This is a genomic window from Methylobacterium sp. D48H (assembly GCF_053345715.1).
In genome coordinates this window covers 1,097,538-1,113,329 of sequence record NZ_JBKFAP010000001.1, presented here as the reverse complement: position 1 = coordinate 1,113,329, position 15,792 = coordinate 1,097,538, and the positions used below count along the sequence as shown (strand labels likewise).

At 71.7% G+C, this 15,792-nt stretch carries 17 protein-coding genes; 5 read left to right on the top strand and 12 right to left on the bottom strand.

The window, feature by feature from the left end; translation table 11 throughout:
- Positions 1–62 precede the first annotated feature (62 nt).
- Both ACLBX8_RS05385 and pgeF read right to left on the bottom strand, forming a co-directional pair.
- The gene (locus ACLBX8_RS05385) at positions 63–902 is read right to left on the bottom strand and encodes an outer membrane protein (protein ID WP_447698408.1); all 840 of its coding nucleotides are present in this window, start codon (positions 900–902) and stop codon (positions 63–65) included.
- Positions 903–1,169: 267 nt separating this feature from the next.
- Positions 1,170–1,937 carry a peptidoglycan editing factor PgeF gene (gene pgeF, locus ACLBX8_RS05380; protein ID WP_447698565.1) on the bottom strand — a complete coding sequence of 256 codons (768 nt, stop codon included), beginning with the start codon at positions 1,935–1,937 and terminating at the stop codon, positions 1,170–1,172.
- A 144-nt stretch (positions 1,938–2,081) separates the two neighbouring features.
- Here pgeF and ACLBX8_RS05375 point away from each other — a divergent pair, with 144 nt between their 5' ends.
- Complete coding sequence (locus ACLBX8_RS05375) at positions 2,082–2,273, top strand: hypothetical protein (RefSeq protein WP_012322302.1); 192 nt, start codon at positions 2,082–2,084, stop codon at positions 2,271–2,273.
- Positions 2,274–2,314: 41 nt separating this feature from the next.
- Here the strand turns inward: ACLBX8_RS05375 and ACLBX8_RS05370 are convergent, their stop codons facing one another.
- The 10 genes from ACLBX8_RS05370 to rpsF all read right to left on the bottom strand — a co-directional run bounded on the left by ACLBX8_RS05370 (position 2,315) and on the right by rpsF (position 11,175).
- Positions 2,315–3,385 carry a class I SAM-dependent methyltransferase gene (locus ACLBX8_RS05370; RefSeq protein ID WP_447698409.1) on the bottom strand — a complete coding sequence of 357 codons (1,071 nt, stop codon included), beginning with the start codon at positions 3,383–3,385 and terminating at the stop codon, positions 2,315–2,317.
- Positions 3,382–4,284 carry a prolipoprotein diacylglyceryl transferase gene (gene lgt / locus ACLBX8_RS05365; protein ID WP_056531735.1) on the bottom strand — a complete coding sequence of 301 codons (903 nt, stop codon included), beginning with the start codon at positions 4,282–4,284 and terminating at the stop codon, positions 3,382–3,384. The genes ACLBX8_RS05370 and lgt overlap by 4 nt, the downstream gene beginning before the upstream one ends.
- Positions 4,285–4,366: 82 nt before the next feature.
- Positions 4,367–5,281: a VOC family protein gene (locus tag ACLBX8_RS05360; protein WP_447714702.1), complete on the bottom strand. Its 915-nt coding sequence runs from the start codon at positions 5,279–5,281 to the stop codon at positions 4,367–4,369.
- Entirely contained in the window at positions 5,278–6,180 is a 903-nt protein-coding gene (locus ACLBX8_RS05355; protein ID WP_447714701.1) for an SMP-30/gluconolactonase/LRE family protein, read from the bottom strand. The genes ACLBX8_RS05360 and ACLBX8_RS05355 overlap by 4 nt, the downstream gene beginning before the upstream one ends.
- A gap of 10 nt (positions 6,181–6,190) precedes the next feature.
- Positions 6,191–6,640 (bottom strand): cupin domain-containing protein, encoded by a 450-nt coding sequence (locus ACLBX8_RS05350; RefSeq protein WP_447680939.1) that lies wholly within the window; start codon positions 6,638–6,640, stop codon positions 6,191–6,193.
- A gap of 226 nt (positions 6,641–6,866) precedes the next feature.
- Entirely contained in the window at positions 6,867–8,354 is a 1,488-nt protein-coding gene (locus tag ACLBX8_RS05345; RefSeq protein WP_020090635.1) for a replicative DNA helicase, read from the bottom strand.
- Positions 8,355–8,666: 312 nt separating this feature from the next.
- On the bottom strand, positions 8,667–9,239 hold the full coding sequence (gene rplI, locus ACLBX8_RS05340) for a 50S ribosomal protein L9 (RefSeq protein WP_020090634.1): 573 nt from the start codon (positions 9,237–9,239) through the stop codon (positions 8,667–8,669).
- Positions 9,240–9,280: 41 nt separating this feature from the next.
- Positions 9,281–10,330, bottom strand: a complete 1,050-nt coding sequence (locus ACLBX8_RS05335) for a DUF2232 domain-containing protein (protein WP_056531742.1) — start codon at positions 10,328–10,330, stop codon at positions 9,281–9,283.
- A 128-nt stretch (positions 10,331–10,458) separates the two neighbouring features.
- Positions 10,459–10,710, bottom strand: coding sequence for a 30S ribosomal protein S18 (gene rpsR, locus ACLBX8_RS05330; RefSeq protein ID WP_007561044.1), 252 nt, complete (start codon positions 10,708–10,710; stop codon positions 10,459–10,461).
- Between the two features lie 3 nt (positions 10,711–10,713).
- Entirely contained in the window at positions 10,714–11,175 is a 462-nt protein-coding gene (rpsF, locus tag ACLBX8_RS05325) for a 30S ribosomal protein S6 (protein ID WP_447714754.1), read from the bottom strand.
- 506 nt (positions 11,176–11,681) lie between these two features.
- Here rpsF and hpnA point away from each other — a divergent pair.
- From hpnA to hpnE, 4 genes are read left to right on the top strand one after another with little or no spacing between them, the layout of a single operon-like run.
- Positions 11,682–12,710, top strand: a complete 1,029-nt coding sequence (gene hpnA, locus ACLBX8_RS05320) for a hopanoid-associated sugar epimerase (protein ID WP_026604540.1) — start codon at positions 11,682–11,684, stop codon at positions 12,708–12,710.
- Complete coding sequence (gene hpnC / locus ACLBX8_RS05315; protein ID WP_447698412.1) at positions 12,707–13,603, top strand: squalene synthase HpnC; 897 nt, start codon at positions 12,707–12,709, stop codon at positions 13,601–13,603. Before hpnA ends, hpnC begins: the two co-directional genes overlap by 4 nt.
- Complete coding sequence (hpnD, locus tag ACLBX8_RS05310) at positions 13,600–14,451, top strand: presqualene diphosphate synthase HpnD (protein WP_020090629.1); 852 nt, start codon at positions 13,600–13,602, stop codon at positions 14,449–14,451. Before hpnC ends, hpnD begins: the two co-directional genes overlap by 4 nt.
- The gene (gene hpnE / locus ACLBX8_RS05305) at positions 14,451–15,752 is read left to right on the top strand and encodes a hydroxysqualene dehydroxylase HpnE (RefSeq protein WP_447698413.1); all 1,302 of its coding nucleotides are present in this window, start codon (positions 14,451–14,453) and stop codon (positions 15,750–15,752) included. Before hpnD ends, hpnE begins: the two co-directional genes overlap by 1 nt.
- Positions 15,753–15,792 lie beyond the last annotated feature (40 nt).

Sequence of the window (15,792 nt, the reverse complement as noted above, 5' to 3'; positions counted from 1 at the left end):
CTGCCGGCCGGGCTTCCTGCATGCCGAGTGGGGGGCGCGGCCGCGGCCGCGCCGACGCGATCCTAGAACGTGCCGAACTTGTAGTTCAGGCCGGCGCGGACGACGGCGAACTGGTCGTCGCGGCGCCCGACGCCGCTGTAGACGACCGGGAAGTTGTTGGCGGCGTTGATGACGAACGCGCCCTGGTTGCGGGTGCCGCGGTCGAGGTTGACGTACAGGCCTTCGACCTTGAGCGTCACGGCCGAGGAGCGGAAGAAGTTCAGGAACGAGTCGGTGGGCAGGGCGTACTCGATGCCGCCGCCGGCGGCCCAGCCGGTGCGGAAGCTGTCGTTGCCGGCGAAGCCGCCGAAGGAGCGGTCGGCGCTGCCCGAGCCGTAGGCGAAGCCGCCGGTGCCGTACACGAGGGTCCGGTCGAAGGCGTAGCCGAGGCGGCCGCGGACGGTGCCGAAGAAGTCGAGGCTGGAGAGGCCGCGCGGGTCGGTGACGTAGTAGCCGGGGGCCAGCGCGCCGGAGATGAAGGCGCTGTTCCGGCTGCGGCCGAAGTCGAGGTACTGGGCGTCGGCCTCGAAGCCGATCACGACACCGGAGCCCGGGGTGAACTGGTAGTTGTAGCCGATCTGGCCACCGCCGGAGAAGCCGTCCTGGCTGCGGTTGCGGAAGGAGGCGACGGTGCCGGGGGCAGCGTAGGGGAAGGGGACGGCGAAGGTGTTGCCGGTGTTGCGGTCGCTGGCGTCGAAGGCGTAGCCGGCGTTGATACCGAAGTAGGCGCCGGTCCAAGTGAAGACCGGGACGGGGGTGAACACCGGCGGCGGGGCGGCGCGGCGCGGCAGGTCGGCGGCGAAGGCCGAACCCGCGAAGGCAACGCCCGCGAGGGCCGTGGTCACACGGAGCATGGATTTCATGATCTGGTCCTCACTGGTGGTCCGCGCCGTCCTAAGCGGGGACGGTTGCGGAACCGGATCTGGCTGCGTTCCAGCGGTTCCAGGGTTGCTTTGCGCTCCGCGGTGTCGCCGACCGCTCTCGCGGCCCCTTGTGGCAACCCGCCGTTTTCCCCGGCACCTTGACCCCTAAACGCGGTCGAATGGCCAAGGTTCATTTACGGCTACGCTTTTTTTCGGGCCGAGGATCGACAAAGTGTCGCAGCCCCTTTCCGAGGCCGCACTGGCTCGTCAGGGCACCAGCGTGATCGCGGAGATCAGGCGGCCGTAATCCGCCTCGCCGCGATGCGTGGTCCGCCGGTAGCTGTAGAACCGCTCCGGATCGGCGTAAGTGCAGAGATTGAGTGCGGTGGCCTCGCCGATCTCGGCCTCGCCGAGCCGGGCCAGGATGAAGCCCGGAAGATCGAACTGGGCGTGCCCCGGCCGCGTGCCGGGGCCGAGGAAGCGCTCCATGCCGGGGGCATCGCTCCCGAAGCGCGCGACGAAGTCCGGACCGACCTCGTAGGAGGCCTGACCGATCGTCGGTCCCAGGACGGCGACGATGCGGCTGCGCCGCGCCCCGAGCGCCTCCATCGCCGACACGGTCGCGCCGATCACGCCGGTGAGCGCACCCTTCCAGCCGGCATGGGCGGCGCCGACGACGCCGTTCTCGGGATCCGCGAACAGGATCGGCCCGCAATCCGCGGTGGCGATGCCGAGCGCCAGGCCCGGAACCCGCGTCACCATGGCGTCGGCCTTCGGCCGCTCCGCCGCGAAGGGGGCCTCGACCGTGACCACGTCGGCCGAGTGGACCTGATACAGGCTCACGAGCCGGTCCCGCGCCAGGCCGAGCTGCGCGCACATCCGCGCCCGGTTCTCGGCGACGCGCCCCGGCGCGTCCTGGGAGCCGAGGCCGCCGTTGAGCGACGCGTACAGGCCCTCGGAGACCCCGCCGACGCGGGTGAAGAAGGCGTGGCGCACGCCCGCATGGGCGGAGAGTTCCGGCGCCTCGATGAACATGCCTGCGGTCACGGTCGGCCTCGCGCTTGCCCCTGTCGCGCCCCGATAGCGCAAGGGCGGACCCTTGACGATGTCGTTCAACCGTCAGATTCTTGCTGCATTGCAGTACGGAGCCGATCCGGCCCCGCCTTGAGAAGGATCGCGATGTCACGAGGGATCGAGACCGACGCCCTGCCCGAGACGCCCGAGGCCGAAGAGCCCCGGATTCCGAGCGCGCCTGCCCACCCCGTCACGGGAGAGCCCGCCGCCTTCGACCCGACCGACCTCAACCCGCCCGCGCCGCCGACTCCGCGGCCCGCCAGCCAGACCGATTCCGGCTTCGGCTCCTTCGGCTGAGAGTAGCCGGCCCGTACGGGGCCGCGCATCGTCCCGGCGGCTCAGAGCCCCGGAAATCCCGGGAGCGGCCCGACGGACGGGCCGCTCACCGCCAGCACCTTGAACAGGCTTCCCATCCCGCCCCGGGCCGGATCGGTCAGGCGCGCGGCCGCCGCGTCGATCGCGGTGGCCTGCGCGGGGCTCGCCCGTGCCTTCAGACGCTCGGCACGGGCCCCGAGTCCGAGGGCGGCCAGGAATTCGCCCTGGTCGACGGGGCCGTGGATCGCGGCGCCCTCGGCCCGCGCCGCCTGGGCGAGGGCGGCGAAATCGACGTGATGCGTCAGGTCCGCCTCGCCGGGCTCCGCCAGCGGGTCGGCGAAGCGATGTCCCGCCAGCGCCTGGAGGGTGTCGCCGAAGCCCGGACGCACATGGCCGTAATCGATGGCCAGCAGGGCGCCGCCTTCGGAACACAGCCGCCGCGCCAGCGCGCGGATCAGCGCGAGCCCGGCCGCCGGCACGCTCATCAGCGCGCCGTCCGGGCCGTCCGCCGCGAGGCCCGGGACCGGCTCCGGCGACAGGCCGAAAGCGAGGCCGCCCGCCGGATCGAGACCGACCTGCCGCTCGTGCCAGCCCGACGGCCGGCGCTCGAACTGGCGCACCGGCAGGCAGTCGAAGAACTCGTTGGCCAGGATGATCGCCGGCCCCTCGGGCAGCGTCTCGACGCTGTCGTGCCACGCGGCACCGGTCCCGGCGAGGGCGCGCGCCTGCGCGGCCCGCAGCACCGGGCTCGTCTCGACGAGGTGCGGTGCCACGCGCACGCCCGGGAGCGCTGCCCGCAACGCGCGCAGCGCGTCCGCCATCAGCGTGCCGCGGCCGGGCCCCAGCTCCACCAGGAGGAGCGGATCCGGCGACCCGATCGGGCCGCGGACGTAGGCTGTCCAGGCACCGAGCAGTTCGCCGAACATCTGGCTGATCTCGGGCGCGGTGGTGAAGTCGCCCTGGGCGCCCAGGGGATCGCGGGTGCGGTAGTAGCCGTGGACCGGGTGGCCGAGGCAGAGGGCCATGTAGCGGTCGACGCCGATCGGCCCGTTCTGCCGGATCAGCCCCGCGATCTCGGTTCCGAGGGGGGTCACGCCTCGACGGCCGCCTTGCGGGCGGCCTCGGCGGCCGGCGCTTCCACCGGATGGCGGGGCCGTGTCCGGCCGGTCGCGGCCAGCACGATGTAGGTCAGGCCGACGATCATCATCGGCACGCACAGCAGCATGCCCATGGTCACGCCGCCGCCCATCGGACCGAGATGGTCGCCGAACAGGAAGCCGAGCTGGCGATCCGGCTCGCGGAAGAACTCGCAGACGGTCCGGGCCAGCGCGTAGCCGAGGACGAAGATGCCGCCGAGGAGCCCGGGCTTGCGGAAGCCGAACCGGCGGACGCTGACCGCCATCACGATGAACAGCAGCAGGCCCTCGGTGGCGGCCTCGTAGAGCTGGCTCGGGTGGCGCGGCAGCGGGCCGCCGCTCGGGAACACGATCGCGTAGGGGAAGTCCGGCGCCACGCGGCCCCAGAGCTCGCCGTTCACGAAATTGGCGATCCGGCCGAAGAACAGGCCGATCGGCACCACCACGGCGCCGATATCGAGGAGCGTGTAGGCGTTCAGACCCTTGCCGCGGGCGAACAGCACGAAGGCCAGGATGGCCCCGATGAAGCCGCCGTGGAACGACATGCCGCCGTTGCGGATCGCCAGGATCTCCCACGGATCGGCGATGTACATCGGCAGATTGTAGAACAGCACGTAGCCGATCCGCCCGCCGAGCACGACGCCGAGCGCCACCCAGACGACGAGATCGTCGATGTCGACGACCTGCGGGCGCTTCACCACGCCCCAGAGGCTGTCGGCCATGACGAGGCGGCGCGCGTAATACCAGCCGCCGATCAGGCCGGCGATGTAGGCGAGCGCGTACCATTTGATCGTGATCGGCCCGATCGCGATCGCCACCGGATCGATGGCCGGAAAGGGCAGGGCGAGGAGCGGCATCTAACTCACCTCCGGGGCGGCCGGATTGGACGCCGGAGGGGCGACGCGTCAAGCCCGGGCGCACGCTCCCGGAACGGAGGCCTCAGCCGCGCACGAACAAGAAGCCGTGTCCGTCCGGGCCGGCGCAGTAGGCCGCCGTGCCGTCGGCGGAGGTCCGCGGCGTTCGCCCGCTCTCGCGCAGGCGCCGCGACAGGGCCCGCGGATCCGCTGCGGTGAACACGTAGCGGGTGGCGGCCCGGTCGGCGGGCTCGACGACGAGCCGCCGCTCTGTCGCGGGCGTGCGGTAATGCAGGAGCTCCACGTGCGGCGCGGGGTCCGGCGGCGCCAGGGCGATCACGTCGACCTGCGGATCGTCGACGCCGTCGAGGCGCGCCTGCTCCGGCCCGCGGTTCAGGCCGCGCTCCGACACCGCCAGTCCGAGGGGGCCGGTCAGGAAGGCCAGGGTGGCGTCGAGGTCGGTGACGGTGATCGCCGAGTGATCGATCCCCAGGAACAGGCCCGGCGGGTCGCGCCAGCGGGCGGCCGCGGGGCCGTCGGGGAAGAAGATCAGCTCCAGGGGATGCCCGTCGGGGTCGCGGAACTTGTAGGCGGTCACGCCACCCGTGGAGGCCGGCAGGCGCTGCGGCCCGCCGCGGCTGATCGGCGTCGGGGCGAGCCGTGCCAGTCGCGCGGCCGCGGCTTCCATGTCGCGGACCGGGATCGCGAGGTGCTGGAAGAACGGGTCGGTCGCCGCGGGATCGGCCGGGTAGGGCGCGCCGGGCGGATCGACCGCCAGGAAGGTCACGGTCTGCCCGCCGAGGCGCATGCGCAGCTGGGTGGCGCGCCGGTCCGCGAGCCCCATCGCCTCCGCCTGCGCGGCGGGAACCGGCTCCGGCGGGGCGATCCGCGCGAAGCCGAGCCCGTCCCGGTAGAAGGCCTCCGTGACGGCGAGGTCCGCGACCGTGCGGCCGAACCCCGCGAGGGCCCGCACGCCGCCCTCGGGAGCGGTGCCGCTCACAGGAGCGGCACTCCCCGCACGTTCACGTAGATCGCGTAGAGCGCCTGCGAGGCGCACAGGAACAGGCGGCTGCAGTTGCGTCCGCCGAAGGTGAGGTTGGCGACCGTCGCGGGCACGAAAATCTTGCCGACCAGCTCGCCACCGGGGTCGATGCAGTGGACACCGTCCCCGGCGCTCGACCAGACATTGCCGTGCTCGTCGCACCGGATGCCGTCGGCGTTACCGGGCGCGATCCGGCAGAACACGTCGCCGCCCGACAGGCTGCCGTCCTCGGCCACGTCGAAGACACGCACGTGCTGGAGCGGATCGGTGTCGAATTGCAGCCCGGTCTCGACGATGTAGAGCCTGCGCTCGTCGGGCGAGAAGCAGAGCCCGTTCGGCCCCTGGAAGTCGTCGGCCACCACCCGCAGCGAGCCGTCGCGCGGATCGAAGCGGTAGACGGCGGCGGGCAGCTCGGATTCCTGCTTGCCGCCCTCGTAGTCGGTCTGGATGCCGTAGGGCGGGTCCGAGAACCAGATCGTCCCATCCGACTTGCAGACGATGTCGTTGGGCGAGTTCAGGCGTCGCCCCCGGTAGTGCTCGACCAGGCCGGTGACCCGCCCGTCGAGCTCGGTCCGATGGATGCGCCGGCCGCGGTGCGAGCAGGACAGCATCCGCCCCTGGCGGTCGCGGGCGTGGCCGTTCTCGAAGTCGCTCGCCTCGCGGTAGACGCTCAGGCCGGCCGATTCCGACCAGCGCATCACCCGGTTGTTGGGGAGATCCGAGAACAGGAGCTCGTCGCGGTCGCCGAACCAGACCGGGCCCTCGGTCCAGCGGAACCCGTCCGCGAGCTTCTGCAGCGGCGCGTTCGGCAGGATGTAGGCCTTGAAGCGCGGCTGCGTGAGTTCGAAGCCGTCCATGGAACCGCCCCTACTTGAAGCGGCCGGGCTGATTGACGGTCGGCTCGACCTGGAGCCCGGTCACGATCATCGTGCAGGGCTCGTCGCCCACCGTCCCGGACAGGTGGCCCTTCCGGCCGTCGCGCGCCTTCGTGTTCTGGTCCTCGCCCATCATCAGCTCGCCCGGGCCCATCTCGACCCGGTGGCCGTCCATCGTCTCGACGAACCAGCGGCCCGACAGGACGGCGATCCATTGCGGCCGCGGATTCTCGTGCCACTCGCCGACCCAGCCGACCGGCAGGACCGTGAAGGTCACGACCGACGGCGCCGGGTCCATCTTGTCGTTCCACTGCGGCGCGGTCTCGGGGTTGATCCCCTCGAACTTGAACCGCTCGAGGTGGAACAGCTCCTGGCGGCTCACACCCTCCGCATCGGTGTAGACGTGCCAGTACGGCATCTTCGGAGAGGTCGGCTCGCTCATCGTCGCTCCTGCCGCGGCGGGACACACCCTCCCACAACGGCCGGGCTTGGCGATGGTTCGCGGCTCCCGACGAAGGCCAGAACGGCCGGGACATCGCTCCGAGTCCTGGTCAGCAAAGCTCCTCACCGTCCTTGCGAGCGCAGCGAAGCAATCCAGCCGGCGCCACACTCGGCGATCACGCGCCGGCCCGGCTCGCCTCGCCGCGCTCGCGATGACGACGCGACGCTCACATCTGCTCGGGGATCCGGTCCGTCTGCGCGAGGTTCGAGAACCGGGTGATGTTCGCGTCGAACTGCAGCTCCACGGTCCCGGTCGGGCCGTGACGCTGCTTGCCGAGGATCACCTCGGCCTTGCCGTGGACGCGCTGCATCTCGGCTTCCCAGGCGAAGAACTCCTCGGTCCCTTCGCGGGGCTTCTTGTTCCCGACGTAGTACTCCTCGCGGAACACGAACATGACGACGTCGGCGTCCTGCTCGATCGAGCCCGATTCGCGCAGGTCGGCGAGCTGCGGGCGCTTGTCGTCGCGGTTCTCCACCTGACGGGAGAGCTGCGACAGGCCGATGATCGGCACCGCCAGCTCCTTGGCGAGCGCCTTCATGCCCGTCGTGATCTCGGTCATCTCCTGCACGCGGTTGTCGCTGCGCTTGCCCGAGCCCGAGAGGAGCTGGAGGTAGTCGACGATCAGCAGGTCGAGGCCCTTCTGGCGCTTCAGGCGCCGGGCCCGGGCGGCGAGCTGGGCGATCGAGATGCCGCCGCTCTGGTCGATGTAGAACGGGATCGTCTGCATGTCCCGAGCCGCGTCGGTGATCTTGTAGAAATCTTCCGGACGGATGTCGCCGCGTCGGATCTTGTAGGAGGGCACGCCCGACTGCTCGGCGATGATGCGGGTGGCGAGCTGCTCGGCCGACATTTCCAGCGAGAAGAAGCCCACGATGCCGCCGTTCACGGTCCGGGTCGTGCCGTCCGGCTGCTTCTCGCCGCGATAGGCCTTGGCGATGTTGAAGGCGATGTTGGTCACCAGCGAGGTCTTGCCCATGGCCGGGCGGCCCGCGAGGATGATCAGATCGGAGGGCTGCAGGCCGCCCATCTTGGCGTCGAGGTCGGACAGACCCGTGGCGATGCCCGAGAGCTTGCCATCGCGCTGGTAGGCCTTGGCGGCCATGTCGACCGCGGCGGTCAGCGCGTCCGAGAATTTCTGGAAGCCGCCGTCGTAGCGTCCGGCCTCGGCCAGCTCGTAGAGCCGGCGCTCGGTCTCCTCGATCTGGTCCCTGGGCGCCTGCTCCACCGGCGCCTCGTAGGCGCCGTTCACCAGATCCTCGCCGATGGTGATCAGCCGGCGACGGATGGCGAGGTCGTAGATCGTGCGGCCGTACTCGCCGGCGTTGATCACCGTCGTCGCGTCGGCGGCGAGCCGCGCGAGGTACTGCATCACCGTCTGGCCGCCGAAATCGGCGTCGCCCAGATAGGTCTTCATGGTGATGGGCGTGGCGAGCTTGCCGGCCTTGATCAGGGAGGCCGCCACCGTGAAGATCTGCTGGTGGGCATCCTCCATGAAGTGCTCGGCCAGCAGGAAGTCCGACACCCGGTAATAGGCGTCGTTGTTCACCAGGATCGCGCCCAGCAGCGCCTGCTCCGCGTCGATGTTGTGCGGGGCGACGCGGTACTCCGCCTGGACCGCTTCGAGCTTGGCCGTGAGCGCATTGGGCAAGGCCATCGGCGGACGACTCCGTATCAGGCGCCGCGGCGGGCGCGCCAGGATCACACCGCACGACCTTGGCGCCGGTATGGTTACCGAAGCCTAGCCGACGGCCGGTTCTCCCGGGCCGGGGCGCGGAAAAGCGGACGCCCGCCGACTCTCGCGAGGGGCGGGCGTCCATGCTGGAACAAAACTGGAACGTGTCAAGTCTCGGGGACCATCATCCCCAGTGTTCACCGGTATACACGGCGGGGTCGGCCTCGCTGCCCGGCCACGCCGCCGCAGGCCCGACCGGCCGGTTGGCCGGCCGGTCAAGCCTGCAACCGGGAATCAGCCGCGGTCGTCGGCGCCCTCGCCGGCATCGGCCAGCGCCTGACCGACCTCGAGGCCGAGGTCGTCGAGGTTGAACGCCTCGCGCTCGGTCACCGACTCGCCGCGGGCCTGACGCTCGGCCTCCTCGGGGCTGCGGGCGACGTTGACGGTGATCTCCACCTCGACCTCGGGGTGCAGCACCACCGGGACCGTGTGCAGACCCAGCGTCTTGATCGGCTGGTTCAGGGTGAACTGACCGCGATCGACCGTGAAGCCCTCCTTCGCGACGACCTCGGCGAGGTCGCGGGTCGAGACCGAGCCGTAGAGCACGCCGGTCTCGCCGGACTGACGGATGAGGACGAAGCTCTGGCCGTTCAGCTTCTCGGCGACGACCTCGGCGTCCTTCTTGCGGTCGAGGTTGCGGGCCTCGAGCTGGGCGCGCTGGGCCTCGAAGTGCTTCTTGTTGGCTTCCGTCGCGCGCAGGGCCTTGCCGCGGGCGAGCAGGAAGTTGCGGGCGAAGCCCGGACGGACATTCACGGTCTCGCCCATCTGGCCCAGCTTGGCCACGCGCTCGAGCAGGATCACTTCCATGGTCTTTCTCCTTCAGGTGTTCGGCCGCGCGGGCCGGGGTCTCACGGCGCCGGATCGCCCTTGGGGCGTCGGCGGTCGAGGGCTGTGTCGGCGAGGCCGAACAGGGTCAGGGCGACCAGGGCGATGCCCTGGGTCACGAACAGGATCAGGTACATGCCGAACAGCATGAGCCCGCGCCCCGGCCGGCCGCGGGAGCGGTCGTGGAAGGCGGCGAGCCCCTGGAGGGCGAAGGCGGCGCTGAACGCGCCGAGCAGCGCGACCCCGAACACGCCGACATAGCCGGGCGCGAAGCACATCCCGACGGCCGCCGCGACCGCCACGAGCGTGCTGCGCGGCATGGCGGTCGAGGGGATGTCGGGCCAGGGCCGCGGCAGGCGGCCGGAGATCTTCACGATCCGGGCCGACGCCCAGAGGTAGAAGGCCAGCAGCAGGGCGAGGCCGTTCGCCGCGAAGGCGGGCACGACGCGGGCGAGGGCGTCCGCCACCTCGGCCCGTGTGACGTCCGCCGGGTCGGCGTCGGCCTGCGGGGCCGGACCGGGCGTCGCCGCCCCGTCCTTGCCGCCCGCCTCGCCGCCGGTCGAGGGCGCGTCGGCGCGCGGGGCATCTGCGCGTGGGGTCTCGGGGGACGGGCGGGCGGAGGGCAGCCGCGTCTGGACCAGGGTCTGCGCGAGCCCGCGCAGCTGCGCGTCGAAGGCGGCGTGGTTCGGTGACGACAGGACCGCGATGGCGATGAAGGCGAGGGCGGCCGTGGCGGCGATCCAGCCGAGCAGGCGGCCGGTCGGGTACCATTCGAGGCCGGCGGGCGTCTCGCGCCCGAGGAGCGCGAGGTAGGCGAGCCACCAGGCGGGCAGGGCGATGTAAGCCGCGAAGGCCAGTCCCAGGAAGGGCGCGATCACCAGGATCAGCGCGAGGCTGCCGGCGGCGGCCGCGGCGAGCGCGGCCTTGTGGCTCCAGCCCAGGCCGACGATCAGGATCGGCAGCGGCGCCACGAGGTAGAGCAGGATCGCGAGCGGCGTCGCCTTCAGCAGCACCCCGAACAGGAGTGCGGAGACGAGGCCCGCGCCGATACCGATGCCGATGTGCTGTGCCATGAATTCCGCTGTCCCGCTGCCGGTACGGCAGGGTTAGAGGCGGCTACGCGCCCCAACGATCGGGCGGCGCGAGCCGCCCTCTGGGAGGGCCGGCCCGGGCAGATGCCGGGCCGGCGGGTTCTGATGGCCTACTTGATCACGTAGGGCAGCAGGCCGAGGAAGCGGGCGCGCTTGATCGCCTGAGCGAGCTCGCGCTGCTTCTTGGCCGAGACCGCGGTGATCCGCGACGGCACGATCTTGCCGCGCTCGGACACGTAGCGGGACAGGAGCTTGACGTCCTTGTAGTCGATCTTCGGCGCGTTCGCGCCGGAGAACGGGCAGGTCTTGCGACGACGGAAGAAGGGACGGCGTCCGCCGCCCGCACCAGCACCGAATGCCATGGGTTAGCCCTCCCCGCCGAAGCTGCGCTCGCCGCGGTCACCGCGATCGCCGCGGTCACCACGGTCGCCGCCGAAGCCGCCACCGCCGAAGCCCTCGTCATCGCGACGACGGCCGCGCTCGCGATCCTTGCGGTCGTCGCGGTCGCGCTTCTGCATCATGGCGGACGGCTCGGAATCGAGCTCCTCGACCCGGATGGTCATGAAGCGCAGCACGTCCTCGGAGATCTGCATCTGGCGCTCCATCTCGGCGATGGCGGCCGGCGGGGCGTCGATGTTGAGGAGGGCGAAGTGCGCCTTGCGGTTCTTCTTGATCCGGTAGGCGAGGGACTTCACGCCCCACATCTCGATCTTCTCGAGACGGCCACCGTTCTGCTCGATCACACCCTTGTAGATGTCGATCATCGTCTCGACCTGCTGGGACGTCACGTCCTGGCGGGCCAAGAGCACATGCTCGTAGAGAGGCATTGTCGGGCCTTTCATCGTCAAAAGGAGCCCGGCCGCCGGAAGGCGGCTGATTCGGGCCGGTTCATCTCGCGCTACGCTCGGCGCCAAGCCCTTCGAGCCGATTTTCAGGCCCGAGCGGTTGATCGAAGGCGGAGACACCGGACGACGGGATCTGGGAGAGCCCTGTGCCGCGAGCGGCACCGTCCGTTCAGCCCCCGGCCGGAGCGAACGCGAGGGGCGGCGCATAGTCGGTTTTTCGCGACCTGGCAAGGTCGTGGCAAGGTCGCGGCGTGAGTCGCGGGCCCGAATTCCCCGCGGCCGCGGGGATCGGGCCGCGCGTCCCGTGCCGGGCCCTGCCGGGACGGCCCCGCCTGTTGTGCGTAACACGCCCACGGGCGCGTGCCGCGCCGCGGCGCGACCCTGTCCGGCACCGCTCAAGCTTGCCGCTCGGGCGGTTCGATGACACAAGCGCGGCGCGGCTGGGGATCCCCGGCCGCACTGGTTTTCGGTAATCCTCCAGATCCGCGATGGCAGAGGCCCCAGCTTCCGGCCCGTCCGAGGTCGGTCCCGTGCTGATCACCGGCGCGAGCGGCTTCCTCGGCTCAGCCCTGGTCGACGTGTTCCGCCGGGCCGGCTTCCCGGTGCGCATCCTCGTGCGCGCGTCGAGCCCCCGCCGCAACCTCACCTGGACCGACGTGGAGATCGCCGAGGGCGACATGCGCGACCCGGCCGCCGTGGCGGCGGCGATGCGCGGCCAGCGCTACCTGATCCACGCCGCGGCCGACTACCGGCTCTGGGCGCCGGACATGGAGGAGATCGTCCGCACCAACCGCGACGGCACGCGCCTGATGATGCGCGCGGCGCTCGAGGCCGGCGTGGAGCGTGTCGTCTACACGTCGAGCGTCGCGACGATCAAACCGCCGGCCGACGGCGTCACGCCCTCCGACGAGACCATGCCGCTGACGCCCGAGACCGCGATCGGCGCCTACAAGCGCAGCAAGGTCGTGGCCGAGCGGGTGGTCGAGGAGATGGTCGCCCGGGACGGCCTGCGGGCGGTGATCGTCAACCCGTCGACGCCGATCGGCCCCCGCGACGTCAAGCCGACGCCGACCGGCCGGATCATCCAGGAGGCGGCGCTCGGCAAGATGCCGGCCTTCGTCGATACCGGGCTCAACCTCGCCCACGTGGACGACGTGGCCCAGGGGCACCTCCTGGCGCTGCGCAAGGGCCGCATCGGCGAGCGCTACATCCTCGGCGGCGAGGACGTGTTCCTCTCGCAGATGCTCGCCGACATCGCCGGCATGGTCGGGCGCAAGCCGCCGACCGTGAATCTGCCCCGGGCCGCCGTCTACCCGGTGGCGTTCTTCGCGCAGCTCGCCGCGCGGGTCACCGGCAGGCAGCCCTTCGCGACGATCGACGGGATCCGCATGTCGCGCTACCGGATGTTCTTCTCGGACAGGAAGGCGCGCGCCGAACTCGGCTACACGGCCCGGCCGTACCGCGAGGGCCTGTCGGACGCGATCACGTGGTTCCGGGAGGCGGGCTACCTCGCATGAGCACCCTCGATTCCGCCACCGCGACGCGCTCCGGCAAGGGGCACCGCGACGAGAACTTCCCCGTCGCCTCGCACCTGATCCATCCCCGCCACCGGGGCGCGATCCTGGCGTTCTACAACTTCGTCCGCGCCGGCGACGACGTGGCCGATCACGCCGCCCTGTCGCCCGAGCGCAAGATCGAGCTGCTCGATCGCCTCGCCGACGCGCTCACCGGCGCCGGGCCGTCCGATCCCGAGGCCGAGCCGCTGAAGCGCGAGCTCGCGGCCCGCGGCCTGCCGCCCCGGCACGCCCTGGAACTCCTCGACGCGTTCCGCATGGACGCGCGCAAGAACCGCTACGCGGACTGGGACGAGCTGATCCACTACTGCCGCTACTCGGCGATGCCGGTGGGCCGCTACGTCCTCGACGTGCACGGCGAAGACCCGGCCCGGGTCTACCGGGCGTCCGACGCCATCTGCGCGGCGCTCCAGGTGATCAACCACCTCCAGGATTGCGGCAAGGACTTCGCGGCGCTCGACCGGGTCTACCTCCCGCAGGATTCCCTCGACCGCCACGGTGCCACCGTGGGGATGCTCGGGGAGGAGAAGGCGCCGCCGCAGCTCCGGGCCGCGATCCGCGAACTGGCGCAGCGCTGCCTCGACCTCCTCGACGAGGGCGCGGTCCTGCCGGACCTGATCGACGACCTGCGCCTGTCTCTGGAGATCGCCGCCATCCACCGGCTCGCCGTCGTGCTGAGCCGGGGCCTGCTCGAGCGCGACCCGCTCTCGGAGAAAGTCCATCACGGCAAGGCCGCCTTCGCGCTGACGGCGCTGGGCGGCGTCGCCGCCACCCTGGCGCGCCGGCCCTTCCGCGGCCGGACCGTCCGGGCCGCGGCTCAGGGAATCCGCTCGTGACCGCCACCGCCACGCCCGCCCAGGACCACGCGAGCGCCGCCCCGGCGCTGCCCGCCGCCGGCTCCTCCTTCTACACGGCGATGCGCCTGCTGCCGAAGGAGCGGCGGGAGGCGATGTACGCCGTCTACGCCTTCTGCCGCGCCGTCGACGACGTCGCCGACGACGGCGGCACCCGGGCCGTCCGGCAGGTCGAGCTCGACCGCTGGCGGGCCGATATCGACGCGCTCTACGCCGGCCGCCCGGCCCCGCGGGTGCGCGACCTCGTGGAGCCCGTGCGCCGATTCGGCCTGAAGCGCGAGGATTTCCAGGCGGTCATCGACGGCATGGCGATGGACGCCGTCGAGGACATCGTCGCCCCCGACGCCGAGACCCTCGACCTCTACTGCGACCGGGTCGCCAGCGCGGTCGGCCGGCTGTCGGTGCGGATCTTCGGCATGCCGGAGGCGGACGGCATCCGGCTGGCGTGGCACCAGGGCCGCGCGCTCCAGCTCACCAACATCCTGCGCGACATCGACGAGGATGCCGAGCGCGGCCGCCTCTACCTGCCGCGCGAGAAGCTCCGGGCGATCGGCCTCACCGACCCGACGCCGGCCGAGGCGATCGGCCATCCCCGCATCGGCGAGGTCTGCATCTCCCTCGCCCGCGAGGCCGAGGACCATTACCAGGCGACCTGGGAGATCATCCGGCGCAGCCCCCGCAAGGCGACCAAGGCCGCCCGGCTGATGGCCGCCGCCTATCACCTCTACCTCAAGGCGGTCCTCGCGCGCGGCTGGGCGATGCCCCGCGCCCGGGTGAAGCCCGGCAAGCTCGCGCTGCTGGGCGTCGTCGTCCGGCACGGCCTGATCTGATGGGCACCGTCCACGTCGTCGGCGCCGGCCTCGCCGGCCTCGCCGCTTCCGTCGCGCTCGCCGAATCCGGCGCCCGGGTGGTCCTGCACGAGGCCGCCAAGCAGGCCGGCGGCCGCTGCCGCTCGTACTACGACCCGGCCCTCGGCCTGACCATCGACAACGGCAACCACCTGCTCCTGTCCGGCAACGCCGATTCCCTCGGGTTCCTCCGGACGATCGGCGCGCCGGCCGACGCCCTGGTGGGGCCGGACGTGGCGGAGTTCGACTTCGCCGACCTGAAGACCGGCGAGCGCTGGCGGCTGCGGCCCAACGCCGGGCGGCTGCCCTGGTGGGTCATGAGCCCGGCCCGCCGCGTCCCCGGCACCCGGGCCCGGGACTACCTCGCGCCCCTCGGGATCCTGCGCGCGGCCTCCGGCAAGGCGGAGGGCGCGGGCGGGACCATCGGCGCCCACATGGCCTGCGAGGGCACGCTCTACCGGCGCCTCTGGCACCCGGTGCTGCTCGCGGCCCTCAACACCGAGCCCCGCGACAGCGACGTCGGGCTGGCGGCGCGGATCCTGCGCGAGACCCTGGGGGCGGGCGGCAAGGCCTGCCGCCCGCTGGTGGCCGTCGAAGGGCTGTCCTACGCCTTCGTGGATCCGGCGATCCGCTACCTCACGAGCCGCGGCTGCGAGATCCGCCTCGGCCGTCGCCTGCGCGGCCTCGACCTCGCGGACGGCCGGGTCGGGCAGCTCGTGTTCTCGGACGGTCCCGAGAGCCTCGGCCCGGAGGACGGCGTCGTGCTGGCGCTTCCGCCGTGGGTCGCCCGGGAGGTGTTGCCCGGTCTCCTCGCACCGACGGAATTCCGCTCCATCGTGAACGCGCATTTCGCGCTGGTGCCGAAGCCCGGCAGCCCCCTCGTCCTCGGCGTGGTCAACAGCCTCACGGAGTGGCTTTTCGCCTATCCCGACCGGTATTCGGTCACGATCAGCGGTGCCGACCGGCTCCTCGACGTGCCCCGCGAAGACCTCGCGCGGCAGATCTGGGCCGAGATCGCACAGTTGTGCAACCTTGCACCGGACCTGCCCAGCTGGCAGATCGTAAAGGAGAAGCGTGCGACCTTTGCGGCGACGCCGGCGGAAGCCGCGCGGCGCCCGAAGGCCGAAACCGCCTACGACAATCTCGTCCTGGCAGGCGATTGGACCGCCACCGGCCTGCCGTCGACGATCGAGGGAGCGATCCGCTCTGGCCAGACGGCCGCACGTTCCTTGCGTGCGGGATCTGCCGCGCGTGCTGGAACCCAGGTGCGCGGCGCAGCTTGAGGCATGGCGTCCGCCGCGAGGCGGTCGTTCGAGGCGAGGA

Bases quoted from the DNA above. Each gene is read 5' to 3' on its own strand.
- ACLBX8_RS05345 (WP_020090635.1), bottom strand. From the start codon at position 8,354: ATGGCCTTGCCCAATGCGCTCACGGCCAAGCTCGAAGCGGTCCAGGCG.
- hpnE (WP_447698413.1), top strand. From the start codon at position 14,451: ATGGGCACCGTCCACGTCGTCGGCGCCGGCCTCGCCGGCCTCGCCGCT.
- pgeF (WP_447698565.1), bottom strand. From the start codon at position 1,937: ATGTTCATCGAGGCGCCGGAACTCTCCGCCCATGCGGGCGTGCGCCAC.
- rplI (WP_020090634.1), bottom strand. From the start codon at position 9,239: ATGGAAGTGATCCTGCTCGAGCGCGTGGCCAAGCTGGGCCAGATGGGC.
- lgt (WP_056531735.1), bottom strand. From the start codon at position 4,284: ATGCCGCTCCTCGCCCTGCCCTTTCCGGCCATCGATCCGGTGGCGATC.
- ACLBX8_RS05355 (WP_447714701.1), bottom strand. From the start codon at position 6,180: ATGGACGGCTTCGAACTCACGCAGCCGCGCTTCAAGGCCTACATCCTG.
- rpsR (WP_007561044.1), bottom strand. From the start codon at position 10,710: ATGGCATTCGGTGCTGGTGCGGGCGGCGGACGCCGTCCCTTCTTCCGT.
- ACLBX8_RS05335 (WP_056531742.1), bottom strand. From the start codon at position 10,330: ATGGCACAGCACATCGGCATCGGTATCGGCGCGGGCCTCGTCTCCGCA.
- ACLBX8_RS05350 (WP_447680939.1), bottom strand. From the start codon at position 6,640: ATGAGCGAGCCGACCTCTCCGAAGATGCCGTACTGGCACGTCTACACC.
- rpsF (WP_447714754.1), bottom strand. From the start codon at position 11,175: ATGCCTCTCTACGAGCATGTGCTCTTGGCCCGCCAGGACGTGACGTCC.
- ACLBX8_RS05385 (WP_447698408.1), bottom strand. From the start codon at position 902: ATGAAATCCATGCTCCGTGTGACCACGGCCCTCGCGGGCGTTGCCTTC.
- hpnC (WP_447698412.1), top strand. From the start codon at position 12,707: ATGAGCACCCTCGATTCCGCCACCGCGACGCGCTCCGGCAAGGGGCAC.
- hpnA (WP_026604540.1), top strand. From the start codon at position 11,682: ATGGCAGAGGCCCCAGCTTCCGGCCCGTCCGAGGTCGGTCCCGTGCTG.
- ACLBX8_RS05375 (WP_012322302.1), top strand. From the start codon at position 2,082: ATGTCACGAGGGATCGAGACCGACGCCCTGCCCGAGACGCCCGAGGCC.